This is a genomic window from Streptomyces sp. NBRC 110611 (assembly GCF_001590865.1).
In the GTDB taxonomy this organism is placed as follows: Bacteria; Actinomycetota; Actinomycetes; order Streptomycetales; family Streptomycetaceae; genus Streptomyces.
In genome coordinates this window covers 1-15,103 of record NZ_BBUY01000043.1, presented here as the reverse complement: position 1 = coordinate 15,103, position 15,103 = coordinate 1, and the positions used below count along the sequence as shown (strand labels likewise).

Sequence of the window (15,103 nt, the reverse complement as noted above, 5' to 3'; positions counted from 1 at the left end):
CATTCACTGTCATCTCGAACAACACGGCAGTCCGGATCATTTACTGCCTTCCCCTCGGATTTTTCAGCGGAGAACTTGTATACAAGTTCTCCGCAGCCGCGCCGCGACTGAGTCAGTGTACCGTATTTTGCTCGAACAACAAAATCTTTCTCTACAACCCAAGAGTGGTCATTATTTGTCGAAAATTCTACATGCTGCAAAGCAGCTCCCCCCCCCTCTCGGAAGATAAACAGTTTCACCGTCTTGGCGCCCAGCAACTCAGCATATCCGCTCACCTTAAGGAATCTGTCATACCCTTCCTTGACGATATTTGCGCAATGCCATGGTTCAACCTTGAGAGTTTTCTCCTTGAGTTTTTCAAGCGCTTCTTTTGCCTTATCCACAGCATCCTTCACCTTCGCCGACGCATCCGCAGCCTTCTTAATCGACTTAACCAGCGCCCAGGTCTCCCGGACCACCTTGAGGACATCGGAGATACTCTTCCCGGTTCTTACGCTATCTACCACCTTCTTAAGATTTTCGGCCGCCTGGACGGCACCCTTTACAGTTTGCCCAGCTGCGGTGCCCCCCGAAGCAACTGCCAGACCAACACTGGTAGCCAACTCGACAACAGTGTCCGCCACCACCCACGTGGGATCCTTGAATGCAACAACATAGACAGGTGTGTCAGTCATATTTGCTAGATGAACATTACTGGACCCGGCAGTACTACCTTTATACTCGCTACACAAAGCAGGGTCGTCCAAAAAATATCCGCCACTGGTAGCGCGCACAACCCGAGGGTGGGTGAAATGTGGATTTTCGGCGCTCGCGTGAGCGGCGACTAGTGCTGAAATTACCACGAAAATTAAAGACATTAGGGCGACAGGAGCAGCTCGCCTTCTTCCAGTGAAGCGTTTCCCACAAGGAATCCTCAAGAGACTCTCCATTCAATCGTTATTATTCGATTATCAAAAAACGCGCATCGCCACCAAGCTGTGCGCAAACAATGTCATAGCTTCGTACGGACACGCGATTCCTCCGTGACCTCGACGAAGCGGAGAGCTTCTTCCGCGCCGTGAAGCCGTTTTTCCCTATGGACGGACTCGGGGCTGTAGCCGCCCTCATTGACCTTGATCCTTGAGGGTTATTAATAAAGGTCACGAAGCTGTTTGGAAGAAGGCGAGTCGATCGCCGACGAGTAGACAAGCACACGAAGCCCCTGTGGAGACAGATTTCTTGGTCGAGAACCCGGCAGGGCAGAAGCAGATGTAGTAGGCGATGTCCGTGGGGTCGGTGAGGCTGCGTCGTGCGAGCAACCAGTGGTCCTAGCCTTCCCGCCGCCAGGGCCGGATCGCGGCCGCGGCCCAGTTACTCGCGCAGGCCGTGAGCCCCGTCACCGCAGCTCAGGCGCGTCCTCGCGTGGCCAGGAAGCTGGCTGATCAGCTCGTGCGCGCGGACCTGACCGAAGAACTCCATGTGGTGATGACCATATGTGATTTCGGGACGGCGAGGACATGAGGGATGTGGTGTTCCTCCAGCCACATCCGGATCCGGCTTGTCTGGCCTAGTGACCTGAGTCAGAGATTCGGTGGCAGTAGGCGGAGACTTTGTCGAGGGTCTCGTCAGCTGTCTTCGTCCAGATGAACGGTCGGGGTTGCTCGTTCCAGTCGGCGAGCCAGGCCCGGATGTCGCGTTCGAGGGCCTGGACGGAGCGGTGGACGCCGCGCTTGAGCTTCTTCTGCGTGAGTTCGGCGAACCACCGCTACCAGGTTCAGCCAGGACGAGCTCGTGGGCGTGAAGTGCAGGTGGAAGCGCGGGTGCGCCAGCAGCCACTTCTTGACGTCGGGCGTCTTGTGGGTCGCGTAGTTGTCGAGGATCAGGTGCACGCCGAGGTCTGCCGGGACCTCCTTGTCGAGCCTGGCCAGGAACTTCTTGAACTCCACGGCCCGGTGCTGGCGGTGCAGGGAGCCGATGACCGTCCCCGTCGCCACTTCCAAAGCGGCGAACAAGGTGGCGGTGCCGGCCCGGACGTAGTCGTGGCTGCGGCGTTCGGGGACACCGGGCATCATCGGCAACACCGACTGGGACCGGTCGAGGGCCTGGATCTGGGACTTTTCATCCACGCACAGGACCAGGGCCTTCTCCGGCGGGTCGAGGTAGAGCCCGACCACGTCACGGACCTTGTCGATGAACAGCGGGTCCGTGGACAGCTTGAAGGTCTGCGTGCGGTGCGGGGCCAGGGCGAAGGCGCGCCAGATCCGAGAGATGGCCGACTGTGACATTCCCGTGGCCGCGGCCATCGACCTGGTCGACCAGTGGGTGGCGTTCTTCGGGGTCTCTTCCAGTGTCTTGACGATCACCCGCTCGACGTCGGCATCGGTGATCTTCCGCGGGACACCGGGCCGCGGCTCGTCACACAAGCCGTCCAGGCCGTGCTCCAGGAAACGCCGCCGCCAGGTGCGGACGGTGTCCGGGGCGATCCGCAGGCGTCGCGACACCTCCATGATCGAATGCCCCTCGGCGCACTCCAGCACGATCCGCGACCTTTGAGCCAACGCCTGGGCCGTCGTGCGACGACGCACCCAGCCCGCCAGCACAGCCCGCTTGGCATCAGTCAGCGACAACGGCGGAATCTTCGGACCCGGACGACTCATACCCAACCAACGACAAATCTCCGACTCAGGTCACAAGAGCTCATCGGCAGTAACCCAGCCGAACGGGATCCCGATGGCGACCGCCACACAGCGGCACTCCGCAACCTGTTCAACCGCCTACTGGGCCATTCTCTGGGGGATTCGAGTGCCGCAGGCGCTCGGTTGCCCGTGTTGGTGCAGGTGGGCGACCTGACGGGTTGAGGATGGCAGTGCGACAGGTGTGGTGCAATCGCTGGATCGGGTGCGGGCTGCCTGGATCTCACGTGTGAGTGTTGAGGTTGGCCATGAGCTGGCGGTTTGAGCTGCCCCGAGTTTCGTAGAGTCCGTTCTTGATTGATTCAGGCGGACTGCGGGACTCTCTTCTGGCCATGCCAGAAGTCGTGTTCGTGCTCGGCGGGCGGTATGTAGTCGAACGCGGAGTGGAGGCGCTCTTCGTTGTGCCACGTGACCCATTGGAAGATCGCCCGCTCGACTTGATCGACGTCCTTCCAGAGGCCCTGCATCTCGATCAGCTCGGCTTTGAAGGTGCCGTTTAGAGCCTCGGCCATCGCGTTGTCGTAGCTGTCCGCGACGGAGCATCTGGTAGGAGATATCGACGGCTTCGTGCTCGTCCACCAGTCGCTCGTAGATCCGCTTGACCGTGTGCCGCTGCTTCCGCGGCGCGGTCAGATCCGCCTTCAGGATGGCGTCGACCAAGGGCTGGTATGGGTCGAGCCGCGTCGCCCGCGGCCTCATCTTCTTCCGCGGCTCCGGCAGGGCCGACGCCAGGGCCCTCTGCACGGTCTCGTAGCCGACGCCGTACTTCCGCATGACAGCGCGCGTCGACATGCCGGTTCTGGTATCACGACGGATCGCCGCGTACAGATCGACCTTGGACTTCGGCGCCACCCATGCCCCCTTGTCGTGCAGAGCACAACCATGGTCCCGAGGCAAGCACCGAGGTGTTCTCAAAACTCAGCGACAAACGTTCTGGAAAGTCACCTACAATGCCAGGAGGGGGAGCGTCAGCTCAGGATGTCGGCACCGTGGCAGGTCCGCGCAGGTCACGGTGGTCGTGCGCGGACAGTTGGTGGCCGAGAAGGAAATCGATGCTGTCTGGACCAGCGCGTCCACGCTAAGGGCATGCAGAGGAACAACGTGTTGCTTCCGCGGATCTGGCTCGTTGATGTGGTATGGGCATATCGCAGGAGACTCGTGACCAACTCGCCGTGAGATTCGCATTGTTGTTCCCGCACCTGGACGAGCGCCAACGCCGTCTGCTGACGGGGGCCGAGGCTCGATTCCTGGGACACGGCGGGATCCGGGCCGTCGCGCAGGCGGCCGAGGTCAGCGAGACGACCGTCCGCAAGGGCGTGGAAGAGCTGGAGGCGGGAGCGGAGCCGCTGGGTCGGGTCCGCCGCCCCGGCGGCGGGCGCAAGAGAGCCGCCGAGGTAGATCCGGGGCTGCGGCCGACACTGCTGGCCCTGGTCGAGCCGGAGGAGCGCGGGGATCCGATGTCGCCCTTGCGCTGGACGGTGAAGTCGACCAGACAGCTGGCCGCCGCGCTGACCCGGCAGGGCCACCGGGTCAGCGCGGACACGGTCGGCGACCTGCTGCGCGAGGAAGGCTTCAGCCTGCAGGCCAACGCCAAGACCCTGGAGGGCAGGCAGCATCCGGACCGTGACGCGCAGTTCCGCTACCTCAACGAGCAAGCCCGTGAGCACCGCGACAGCGGACAACCAGTGATCAGCGTCGACACCAAAAAGAAGGAGCTGGTGGGGCAGTTCAAGAACGACGGCCGCCAGTGGCGGCCCGCGGGCACCCCGGCCGAGGTCGGCGTCCACGACTTCCCCGACAGGGAACTCGGCAAGGCTATCCCGTATGGCATATACGACGTGGCGGCGAACACCGGCTGGGTCAACGTCGGATGCGACCATGACACCGCCGCGTTCGCGGTGGAATCCATCCGGCGCTGGTGGAACGCCGTCGGACTTGCCCAGTACCCCCACGCATCGCGGCTGCTGATCACCGCGGACGCCGGTGGCTCCAACGGGTACCGCACCCGTGCCTGGAAAGTGGAGCTGCCCCGGTTCGCGGCCCAGACCGGACTTGAAGTAACGGTATGCCACCTACCGCCGGGCACATCGAAGTGGAATAAGGTGGAACACCGACTGTTCTCCCACATCACCATGAACTGGCGCGGTCGGCCCCTGACCAGCCACGAAGTGATCGTGAACAGCATCGCGGCGACCACCACCCGCGCCGGCCTACGCGTAGACGCCTGCCTGGACACCGGCTCCTACCCGACCGGAGTCGAAGTCAGCGACACGCGGCTTGCAGCCCTGCCGATCAGCCGCCACGTCTTCCACGGGGACTGGAACTACACCCTGCACCCCACCGCTGAGGCAGCCGCGACCACCGAGGCCATCCCTACCGCACGGGATGAATGGCCTCGCGCGCCCACCCTCCCCGAGCTGATCGGGATGACCGTCCCAGAGCTGGACGAACTGATCACACGCCTCGCCGACCTGCGGCAGGCCCAGCGCGAGGAACGGGTGCGTAGCCACCCCATTGACGACGCCCGCACAAGCCCCGAACCGGGCGTCCGCCCACCTTCCTGTTCCCCGATCGCGTCGTGGCCACCCTGCTCCACCTGCGCCTGGGCCTGTCCGACGACACCCTCGCCCGGCTCCTGCGGACCAGCCCAACCACCATCCACCGCGTCGTCAAAGAGACCCGGCAGCTGCTCACGCAGCTCGGCCACACCGTGGAGCCCGTCCCGGCCCCGACACACCTGCCGACGCGCATCCCCAGGTACGTCCCGGCGGCGGCCAGCAGCAACCAGAGCAAGATCAAAACAGCGTGTTGATTATCTGCACGCCCTAAGTGGTCGGCTCAGTAATTCCTTCGGGGGTTGATCACGCTGCCAGCGTGACGGAGGATTCTTCGTGGTGATCGGCGGTGTGCCGGTCGAGCCTGGCCAGCAGATCGTCCAAGTCGGAGGTGGTGAACTTCCACTGGAACGGCTGTGCCGTGGCGTTGTAGCGGTCTTCGAATGCTCGGAGCCGGTTCCTGACCTCGGTGAGGTCGGGGAAGTCGTTGGGTGAGACGACCTTGCGCTGGACGGAGGAGAAGTAGATCTCGATTTGGCTCAGCCATGAGGCATGTACGGGTGTGTGGACCATGACCGCGTTCGGGAACGCCGCGGCCAGCCGGGCGGCGGCCTTCTGCCCGCGGTGGGAGGAGCCGTTGTCCACGATCCAGAACACGCGCTTGGCACTGGCGTAGGGCTCGGTACTCATGACCTGGGTGACCAGGTTCATGAACGGGACGATGCCGGTGCGTGCTTCGGTGCGGCCGAATACCTGTGCCCTACGGACGTCGTAGGCGGCCAGGTAGGCCAGGGCGCCGCCGCGTCCGTAGCTGTGGTTGACGCGCATCGCGCGGGCCTTGCCGGGGGCGAGGGTGCGGTGGCAGCGGCAGCAGGCCTGGATGGAGGTCTTCTCGTCTGCGCTGATCACGTACTCGTCATCGCTCAGGTGCTCGCCCTGCCAGGTGCGGGCGTACAGGTCCAGCACATGGGCGGCCTTGGGCCGGAAGCCGGGGTCGGTGATGAAGATCCAGGAACGGTGCTGCCAGGGCTTGAGCGCGTCTTGGACCAGCCAGCGGCGCACGGTGGAGGCCGAGACTAAGGCGGCGATGCCCCGGGCCACGGCCTCGCGGGCCAGCTCCGGGCATGACCAGCGGGCCAGCGGCACCTCGGTCCAGCGGGTAACTGGCAGGCCAGCGCCTTGACCTGGGCGGCCTGCAGCGCCGTGAAGGACGGCGGGCGGCCCGAGCGGCAGCGGTCGGCCAGGCCCGGCAGGCCCTGCTCGGCGAACCGGCCCCGCCATGTGCGCACGGTGTCCAGGTGCAGGCCCGTTTCCCTGGCGATGCGCGCGTTGGAGCGGCCGCGCGCTGCGTGCAGGCCCGTAGGCCATCTTCTTCAGCCGCTCGCGCTCGGCGGCAGTCGGGGCTATCGGGCGGGCCAAAGCAACGGGCAAGGCAGGCAAGCCAATCAGAAGAAGTGAATCTTACCGGCCGCACCGTTCACACCGGGAACTCTGCACCGCGGTGTCTTCCGGCCGTGTTCCGGCCGCGCCCCGTGTTGGATCCACACGCTCTAGTTGGGTCCAGCCTCGCTCCTTCAGCAGCTCGATCAGTCGACGGGCCGGCGGCGCGGTGTCGAACGCCAGCGTGTCCATCAGCGTGGCGGAGCCTGTCAACGTGATCAAGGCAGGTGAAGTGCTCTATCGCTGTGCCGGGATCGTTTGATTGTCGGGTCTGGGTTCGTCGGGTTTGTTGATCCAGGCGGCCTTGGGGAGTTTCGGTGGCTCCGGGGCCTTGCGGACGAAGCGTTCGGGGTGCTTCTCGTAGACGCTGGCGAGGACGTCGGCGCGCATCTCGCGCAGCTGGTCGGCGAGGCCGTGGTGCACATCGACCGGGGTGTGCATGGCTATCCCGGAGTGGCGGTGGGCCAGGTTGTACCAGTCGAAGAACCACTCGCACCAGGCGCGTGCGTCCTCGACGCAGCCGAATCTGTCGGGGAAGTCGTGTCGGTATTTGAGGGTCTTGTACTGGCTCTCCGAGTACGGGTTGTCGTTCGACGTCTTCGGCCGGGAGTGCGACTTGGTGACGCCCAGGTTCGACATCATCTGCGCGACGTTCTCGGCGACCATCGGCGAGCCCCGGTCGGAGTGGATCGTCAACCGGCCGTGTTCCACCTCGTACTTGGCGATCGTGGAGGACAGGAACTGCTCGGCCAGGTCCTTGTTCTCGTGCGCGGCAAGCATCCAGCCGACTGTGTAGCGGCTGTAGATGATGCGGTGCCGGCGGGTTGCCGTCAGGTCGTGGTTTCGCCCCGGCAGTGGAGGCCACAGCGGCCAGCCCGCGGGGTCGGTGACGAGCTGGAGGTTCACGCCGTGGCGACGGTGCTTTCCCTAGTGGTCGCCGCGGCCGCCGGCGCCCCGGTCGCATTCTGCCAGGGTGCCGTCCACCCGCAGGTACTCCGCCCTGGCTTCGCCTCACGCAGGGCTCGGGTCAGGCCCGGGGCCCGGCGGGCCGGCAGCACCGCCACGGAGCGGACACAGGCGTGCGCGGTGCCCACGCTGATCCGGAACCCCACCGCGATCCGGGCGAGAGTGAGGTGCTGCTTGAGGTACACGAGTGCGACCAGGGCACGCCCGGACGCCGGCAGCTTGCACCGGCAGTCACCCCCCGAAGGACGATCAGCATCATCACCGTCTCCACGAGCGCGTGCGGCAGGTCCAGAGCAGCAGATACGTAATCAACCAGGCCCCTCGGGCGAAGAGAAGACACGAGAGACATCCCGCTCAACATCCCAGGGCCTCACCCGTTCTGCACCCACATCACATCACCCGATCGCTGACCACCCTCAAAAGGCTCAGTTAGCGAATTCACAACGAAATTCAGCAAAATCACTTCATCAAATCAATAATCCGACTCCCCCATTTCTTCTTCAACTCTACCACGCACTTCAATGGTACGCCATCTTCAAATATCTTCTTAATTTTATCCTTGGTGGCCTTATCAAGCTTGCCTTCGCTCAATATTTGGGAAATGTCGCCACATGCATCCAAAGAGAAATGGGAGGCGCCCTGAATCACCGCCTGACGCCTCACAGCCATAGCGGAACCAGAGCTTCCTAAAGTTACACCACACGCGAGCGAAATAAGCATCGCCGTGACAGCCAGAGCACGAATTTGCATCCTATCCATTTCAGCGAACCTTTCTCGTCGACGCATTCAAAAATAGCATTTTCGCGCGAGGTTAACACTTAATCCCTCACGACTCCTTTCACCTTCCTATACGGATCCGCGACAAGCACATCGGCGTTCGCCTAACGATCTCGCACGATGAGCCTTTTCCAACCTTAGTTCTGGGTGTTGAGGTGGAGGGTGTCGGCGTACGGACTTCTCTGGCCCTGGCAAGAATTTCGTGAAGCGGGGGTGTGCCTCCGTGCGCCGGTGACACTCCGTCACGGATAGCGGCGTCGGGGTTGGCCATGAAGATGACGCGCTGGCGCAGGAGCGGAACTCCTGCGCGCCCGGCCGTGATCCTCTTCTGGAGCTTCAGATCCGTGATCCGGCCTTCGTTAACACCGGAGTTGAACGGTGTGGTGATGCCCTGCACGACCGCGGCCTGGTCCTCGCGGATGGCCTTGGCCAGGCTGGCCAAGGCCGGGAGGTTTGAGGCCGTGAGGTGATCGAGCCAATCGGTCAGCCCGGCTGCGTCGCGGTTGTCGAGCATGGCGGCGAACTGCCGTACCAGGTCGTGGGTGCGCTCCAGTTCCGGGCAGTGCTCGAACAACCGGTGGAGGCCCTCCGTTGCATGCAGGCCGCGCTGGGACGGTGTGGTGGCGATCCACCGTGCGACCTGACGGGGCACGGGGGGACCTTCACCCCGGATCTTACATTTGAGACATATAGATCTTTAGGATCTGAGAACGGACATGTCGTGGTTATGAAGCATTACCCGGCCGAGTTCAAGAGGGACGCGGTCGGGCTGTACTGGTCCCGGCCCGGGGCGACGATCAAGTCGGTCGCCGCGGACCTGGGCGTGAACACGGAGACGCTGCGCAACTGGATGCGAGCCGCGGACGGCCGGCGGACCGGTTCCCACGCGGCCTCCATGGCCGACGGGGAGCCCACCTCGCCGCTGGAATCCGAGCTCGCCGCCGCGCGGAGGAAGATCCGCGAGCTGGAGGAGGAGCGGGACATCCTGAGGCGGGCCGCGAAGTATTTCGCCGGGGAGACGCGCTGGTGAACCGCTTCCAGTTCGTCGCCGACCACCAGCGCCGCTTCGGCGTGAAGCAGTTGTGCCAGGTGCTCGGCATCGCCCGCTCCAGCTTCTACTACTGGCGCAAGACCGCCCCGGCCAGGGCCGCGCGGCAGGGGGCCGACACGAAGCTCGCCGCGCGGATACGCCGGGTGCACCGGGATTCCGACGGAACATACGGCGTCCCCCGCATCACCGCCGAGCGCGTGGCCCGTCTCATGCGCTCCCTCGGCCTGGCCGGGCTCCGCCTACGCCGCAGGCACCGCACCACCATCCCCGACCAGTCCGCCGCGAAGGCCCCGGACCTGATCGGCCGGGACTTCACCGCGACGCTGCCGAACACCAAGTACGTCGGCGACATCACCTACCTGCCCGTGGGCGGCGGGAAGTTCTGCTATTTGGCGACCGTGATCGACCTGTGTTCGCGCCGCCTGGCCAGCTCGGCCCTGGCCGACCACATGCGCACCGAGCTCGTCGTTGACGCCCGGGCCGCGGCCGAGCGGTGACGCGGCAGCCTCAGTGGCGCCATCATGCACACCGACCACGGGGCGCAGTACACTAGCCGGGCGTTCCCCGAAGCCTGCTGGAAGGCCGGTGTGATGCAGAGCATGGGCGCGGTCGGGAGCTCGGCGGACAACGCCGCCGCCGAGAGCTGGAACGCGGCCTGCAAGAGAGAGTCCCTCCAGGGCCGAAAGAGCTGGTCAAGCGAGCGCCAGGCCCGGCTGGCGCTCTTCCGCTGGCTCCACCGCTACAACACCGTCCGCCGCCACTCCCGCCTCGGCCACCGCAGTCCCATCGCCTGCGAAGCAGCACTCGACGCACCATCAACTACGCTGTCCACAGCCGCATAAGCCCGTGTCCAGGATTCGGGGTCAAGGCCCGTACCTAGCATGCACTGCCGCCGTGCTTCGAGATATCGAAGTCAACTGCACACCGCCGGTTTCTGACTCTGGTCGCGGGCTGGCGTGTGGGGTCGGCTGCACGAGGCAGTCCTGCACCGGCTCGACGACGCCAGCCTGATCGACGTCTCCCGCATCGTCCTTGACTCGGCCCACGTGAGGGCCAAAAAAGGCAAACTCACAGGTCAGAGCCACGTGGACCGGGGCAAGCCGGGTTCGACGATGCACAACCTGTCGGACGCGAAAGGACTGCCCCTGGTCGTCGGCGTCTCGGCTGGGAACACCCACGACAGCGAAGGGCTGAAGCCGATGGTCGCCGGTCACCAAACGAGACACGACCCGCACCACGGCCGGTATTTCACACCCGAGCGTCTGCACGCTGGCAAGGCATATGACCGTCCCGGCCTGCGGAAATGGCCCCGTATCAACGGATTGGAGTGCGGATCGCCCGCAAAGGCATCGAGTCCAGCGAACGATTGGGGCGGCGTATATGGGTCATCGAGCGCACTATATCGTGGCTGTCGGGCTACCGCAGACTCAGCCCGCGCTATGAACGCAACCACCGCAACTACCTGGCCTTTCTCAGCCTCGCCGCCGCCCTGTGCTGCTACAAGCAACTCGTCCGCCTGACCAAATAGGATACGGTCTTACAGTGAACCTCTTTCATCCTCCGTGTCTATATCCCCACGTGGTGGCACGGACCTAGCCACCTGTCACTCTCGGGACCCCAGGATGAAAGAGGTTCAGCGAAAAGGGTCCAGCGACTCGCATAAGTCGAGCAAAATAGCTATATCGCATGCCACTGGATCCCTTATCCACACAATTTGGCGCTGAGCTACTTACTGGAGAGGATTTTTCGCCAACTCCCACCCGCAAGATGTTTACCCATCACCATGTCGACAATGACTTTGTCTTCCGATTTGTTACTCCCTTCCTTTTTTGGCTTTGCCTTCATTTCCGAAAGCCCCTGGATGGAGTTAATCCAGTAGGATTTACTAACGGCCAATTCATCGTACTTGAGGTGACGCCCCTCGACGCAGGCTCCGCTCTGGGAATCTCGCTTTTGACATTGTATCGCCTCAAATACTTCCGTTTTGGCACCCTCCGTTAATTTTTTATACCATCCAAACGGGGAAAAGTAATCAAAAAATCCCGCCCAATCAACTTTACCCCTTTTGTCCCCACGGAGATCCGCCAAGCAATTAGGGGGTATCTCCAACCAATCTTTCTCCAGTTCCCCGAAAGCGGCCTTATAGGCCTTTTTCGCTTCGTCTGTTGCGCCTTTGTAGTCGTTGAGGATTCCCGCCCCCTTCCATGCAGCCTCCAATGCGCCGGCCGCTCCGGTGACATTTTTTCCTGCCTTGATCTTATCAATAATTCCCTTGATGTCTTTCGCTTGACTCACTGGATTCAGCCCCCCCGTGAGGGTGTCCAGTATTTGGACAACCGCATCACCTACTAAGCTAGCATTACTGGGGTACATCAGGATCATTATCGGCTTATCCGTGCCGTTCTGCATCCATCCTCCATCATTACCGTCACTGCGGACAATGGGAGGGTATTTCCCGCCCTCTTTATTGAAACATTTGAGTTTATTGGACGAGATTTCTGGGCTTGCGCCCCTGCTTTGATCTGCGTGCGCGGCTAAAGAAACAGAAAGAGCCAGCGAGGCAGTAATTGCTACCACAATTGACCGATAGGTGCCCATAGGTAAATCTCCAGACAGATAATGACCCAAAGAGTTCCGTTCAAGAATGTATTGACCCGAAAACGCTTTGGGTTCAGATTCGTTGATGATGTGTGAGTGAACCGTTTTTATCCTGAGGTTCCGAGAGTGACGGGTGGTGACATCATTGCAGGTCAGGGCCACCACGTGGGGGTATCGACACGGAAGATGAAAACGGTTCAGTGAACCGTTTTCATCCTGGATATGCAGGTCAGCAATGTGTGGACGGCTTGGACGGCTGTGCCGATGCGGCGAGTGGAACAGCCGGCTCGCCGTAGTAGCCGCCAGGTTTTGAGTTGGGCGAAGGCGCGTTCACCGGGGGCTCGGAGTCGGGCGTGGTCGCGGTTGAACTGCTGGTAGTGCTGTGGCTGTTCATTGTGGTGGTAATACGGCGTGCGGACGGTGGCGCCGGCGCCCTGGTAGGCGCGGTCCGCCAGCACGAGGATCTGCCTGGTGAGGCAGGCCTGGACGATGCCGTGGGCGCGGGCCGCGGTCAGGTCATGGGTCCGTCCCGGTGTCGCGCGGGAGAACCACAGTGGGGTGCCGTCTGGTCGTGCGACGACCCGGATGTTCATGCCGTGCCTCTTGTGTTTCTGGGAGTAGTAGGGCTCGTCCGCGGCGATGCGGTCGATGGGGATGAGCATGCCATCGACGATGACGAAGTCGCCTTCACCAAGGCCAAGGAGAGCCTCGTGCAGGTCCGGTGCCCAGGCGGCCAGGACCTCGAGTGTCTCGTCCACGTACCGCCACGCGGTCGCGGTGGAGATACCGAACCCCGCCGCGAGCTGAGGCAACGTCTCGTTCTTGCGCAGGTGCACCAGCGCCAGCAGGGCCTGGTTGAAGCAGCCCAACTTGTACCATCGTGTGCCGCGTTCACACCTTCGGTCATAGACGAGCCACGAGACGTGCTCGACAAGCTCACAGGGGACGTCGAGCGTGGCACGACACGAGACCAAGCGAGGCTCCTCGAACGAAGCGTGGTGCGTAGAGAACACCACCGCAACGACCAACCCCCTTTTCATGTTCAGGACACAAACCTCACCGTCCATGCCTCCTTCCACGTCCTCGCTGTCGTCATCACGGCAGGCCAGCAGGGTGACGCGCCTGTCTTTGAACAGGTCACGGACCGCATCCGCGTCCCCCAGCCCGGCGCCGGACGCCCACGCCCCCGACTGGAACGTGTCCTCGCTGACCGGGCTGCCTATTCCTCCCGCCGGATCCACGCCAACCTGCGCAGACACGGAATCGCACACACCATCCCGGAAGAGTGCGACCAGGCCGGCACCGGCTCCGGCGGGGCTCCTCCGGCGGCCGCCCGCCCGGATTCGACCGCGAAAATGTACAAGCGCCGACACGAGGTCGAGTGCCGGATCGGGCTTTTCAAACAGGCGAGAGGCGTCGCGACCAGGTACGACAAACTCGCGTCCGCTATGTCGACGATCACGTAATTGGTTCTGGCCGCGATTCCGTGAATCCTCGGTTCACGATCGAAGCAGGATCCGGGTGCAGAGGAGACAGAACGAGGCCCGGCCGTATATGGCGCGTTTGATGGTCTTGATGCGATTGATGTGTCCTTCGACGACGCCGACACACCGGCGCTGCCGGCCGGATCGAGAACTCCCAGTCGCCGTCTATCTCGCCTAGGCAGACGAGCGAGGGCACGCGGCGGTGGAACGGAAGTTGTACGTCCCGCGCTCGTGGACCTCAGACCCGGATCGATGCCGGGCGGCCGGGCTGAGCAAGGACAAGGTGTTCGCGACCAAGCCGGAGCTGGCCCGCACGATGATCGAACGGTTCCTGGACGCCGGCACCACGTCGGCTGGGTGACCGGCGACGAGGTCTACGGCCCCAACCCGAAACGGAGGACGGCCCTGGAAAAGCGCGGTCTGAGCTACGTCCTCGCGGTGGCCTGTTCAGCTGAAGTGCCCACCGGCGCAGGAAAGTTCCCCACCGACACGCTGGCCGGGAAACTCCCGAAGCGGGCCTGGCAGAAACTATCCGCCGGACGCGGCGCGAAGGGACACCGCTACTGAGCCGTCATCGACCTCACCGACCCGACACCGGGCCACCGTCACCTGCTGATCCGACGCAACCGCACCATCGGCGAACTTGCCTACTACCACTGCCATTCCACCAGGCCACTCCCGTTGCGCACACTGGTCCGGACGGCCGGATCCAGGTGGCGGTGGAGGAGACCTTCCAGACCGAGAAGGGCCACGGCCGGACTCGATGAACACCAAGTCCGCCGCTACCCGTCCTGGAGCCGCTGGGTCACCCTCGCCATGCTCGCTCACGCCTTCCTCGCTGTCGTCCGCGCTGACGAACACGCACGCCGCACCGGACCAGACGACCTGGCCCCGCTGACCTGCAACGAGATCCAGCATCTGCTTCTCGCGGTCACCGTCCGACCGCTGAACGACCTCGTACACCGACTCAGCTGGTCCGACTGGCGACACCGCCACCAGGCACGATCACAGTCCAGCCACTACCGCCGACAAGCCGCAACCCAGAAATGAAGATGACAAACTACAGCTGGAGTGATATTGAAACGAAACGATTTGGTTGCCTTGGTCGTTGAGGGGGTGTGAGCGAGTTGGGGATGCGCGGCGTTTGGGGCCTGCGGCACAGGAGGTGCTGCGGCTGCGGGTGGTGGCCACGTTGGAGTCGGGGCGGGTGCGGGGCTCTCGGCAGGCGGCTGAGGTGTTCGGTGTCGCGGAGCGGTCGGTGGGCAGCTGGTGGAGCAAGTACCAGGCCCTGGGGCGGGCGGGGCTCGCGGCGCCGGTGAAATCCCGCTTGGGGCCGGGCAAGCTGATCAGCGCCGAGGACCGGGCGGTGGTCTTCCCGGCGATGGCCGACTACACCCCGGAGGATCTGCTGATCGGCGGGCCGTTGCGGACCCGCAGGCTGGTCGCGGCCCTGATCCGCATGGTTGTCGGGGTCACTATGACCGAGCAGGGCGTGGGCCAGTGGCTGCGCCGGCACGGCTTCTCCCCGCAGCGCCCGGCCCGGCGTTCCTACCGTCAGGT

At 63.4% G+C, this 15,103-nt stretch carries 11 protein-coding genes and 7 pseudogenes; 6 read left to right on the top strand and 12 right to left on the bottom strand.

The genetic code is table 11. The annotated features are described in order from the left end of the window. The 4 genes and pseudogenes from AZE13_RS36605 to AZE13_RS39450 all read right to left on the bottom strand — a co-directional run. Positions 1-674 (bottom strand): hypothetical protein (locus AZE13_RS36605; protein ID WP_147264816.1); only part of this gene is annotated, 674 nt, incomplete at its 3' end. Positions 675-1,546: 872 nt separating this feature from the next. Beyond that, a pseudogene (locus tag AZE13_RS32805) lies at positions 1,547-2,636 on the bottom strand (IS630 family transposase). A gap of 338 nt (positions 2,637-2,974) precedes the next feature. Continuing rightward, positions 2,975-3,184, bottom strand: a complete 210-nt coding sequence (locus tag AZE13_RS32800) for an integrase core domain-containing protein (protein ID WP_079124628.1) — start codon at positions 3,182-3,184, stop codon at positions 2,975-2,977. Positions 3,185-3,239: 55 nt separating this feature from the next. After that, a pseudogene (locus AZE13_RS39450) lies at positions 3,240-3,524 on the bottom strand (IS21 family transposase); the annotation flags it as partial. Between the two features lie 284 nt (positions 3,525-3,808). On the opposite strand from AZE13_RS39450, the pseudogene AZE13_RS32795 reads away from it, so the two are divergent. Then, positions 3,809-5,484: pseudogene (locus AZE13_RS32795) on the top strand (ISAzo13 family transposase). Positions 5,485-5,533: 49 nt separating this feature from the next. On the opposite strand, the gene AZE13_RS32790 reads toward AZE13_RS32795, so the two are convergent. The 6 genes and pseudogenes from AZE13_RS32790 to AZE13_RS35060 form a co-directional block, all read right to left on the bottom strand. Further along, a complete protein-coding gene (locus tag AZE13_RS32790) occupies positions 5,534-6,373 on the bottom strand; it encodes an IS630 family transposase (protein ID WP_258528160.1) in 840 nt (279 codons plus the stop codon). Then, complete coding sequence (locus AZE13_RS38800; protein WP_258528162.1) at positions 6,304-6,531, bottom strand: helix-turn-helix domain-containing protein; 228 nt, start codon at positions 6,529-6,531, stop codon at positions 6,304-6,306. The genes AZE13_RS32790 and AZE13_RS38800 overlap by 70 nt, the downstream gene beginning before the upstream one ends. Positions 6,532-6,904: 373 nt before the next feature. Further along, positions 6,905-7,474 (bottom strand): transposase, encoded by a 570-nt coding sequence (locus AZE13_RS38795; RefSeq protein ID WP_398780289.1) that lies wholly within the window; start codon positions 7,472-7,474, stop codon positions 6,905-6,907. Continuing rightward, positions 7,472-7,949 (bottom strand): annotated as a pseudogene (locus AZE13_RS38790) (transposase family protein); the annotation flags it as partial. The pseudogene AZE13_RS38790 and the gene AZE13_RS38795, both read right to left, overlap by 3 nt. A 143-nt stretch (positions 7,950-8,092) precedes the next feature. Beyond that, positions 8,093-8,392 carry a hypothetical protein gene (locus AZE13_RS36600; protein WP_147264815.1) on the bottom strand — a complete coding sequence of 100 codons (300 nt, stop codon included), beginning with the start codon at positions 8,390-8,392 and terminating at the stop codon, positions 8,093-8,095. 79 nt (positions 8,393-8,471) lie between these two features. After that, complete coding sequence (locus AZE13_RS35060) at positions 8,472-9,062, bottom strand: transposase (RefSeq protein WP_220127642.1); 591 nt, start codon at positions 9,060-9,062, stop codon at positions 8,472-8,474. A gap of 69 nt (positions 9,063-9,131) precedes the next feature. Between AZE13_RS35060 and AZE13_RS32770 the strand changes: the two are divergent. Further along, positions 9,132-10,303 (top strand): annotated as a pseudogene (locus AZE13_RS32770) (IS3 family transposase). Between the two features lie 41 nt (positions 10,304-10,344). Further along, positions 10,345-10,989 (top strand): annotated as a pseudogene (locus AZE13_RS36085) (IS5 family transposase); the annotation flags it as partial. 197 nt (positions 10,990-11,186) lie between these two features. On the opposite strand, the gene AZE13_RS36595 reads toward AZE13_RS36085, so the two are convergent. Both AZE13_RS36595 and AZE13_RS32760 read right to left on the bottom strand, forming a co-directional pair. Continuing rightward, complete coding sequence (locus AZE13_RS36595; protein ID WP_147264814.1) at positions 11,187-12,221, bottom strand: hypothetical protein; 1,035 nt, start codon at positions 12,219-12,221, stop codon at positions 11,187-11,189. 35 nt (positions 12,222-12,256) lie between these two features. Further along, entirely contained in the window at positions 12,257-13,033 is a 777-nt protein-coding gene (locus AZE13_RS32760; protein WP_066940331.1) for a transposase family protein, read from the bottom strand. Between AZE13_RS32760 and AZE13_RS32755 the strand changes: the two genes are divergently transcribed. The 3 genes and pseudogenes from AZE13_RS32755 to AZE13_RS32745 form a co-directional block, all read left to right on the top strand. Further along, a complete protein-coding gene (locus AZE13_RS32755) occupies positions 12,983-13,525 on the top strand; it encodes a transposase (protein WP_181690535.1) in 543 nt (180 codons plus the stop codon). The genes AZE13_RS32760 and AZE13_RS32755 overlap by 51 nt on opposite strands. Before the next feature lie 131 nt (positions 13,526-13,656). Then, positions 13,657-14,593: pseudogene (locus AZE13_RS32750) on the top strand (IS701 family transposase); the annotation flags it as partial. Between the two features lie 94 nt (positions 14,594-14,687). Further along, positions 14,688-15,103, top strand: a 416-nt coding sequence (locus AZE13_RS32745; RefSeq protein ID WP_147264812.1) for a helix-turn-helix domain-containing protein, incomplete at its 3' end; no start/stop codon positions are given.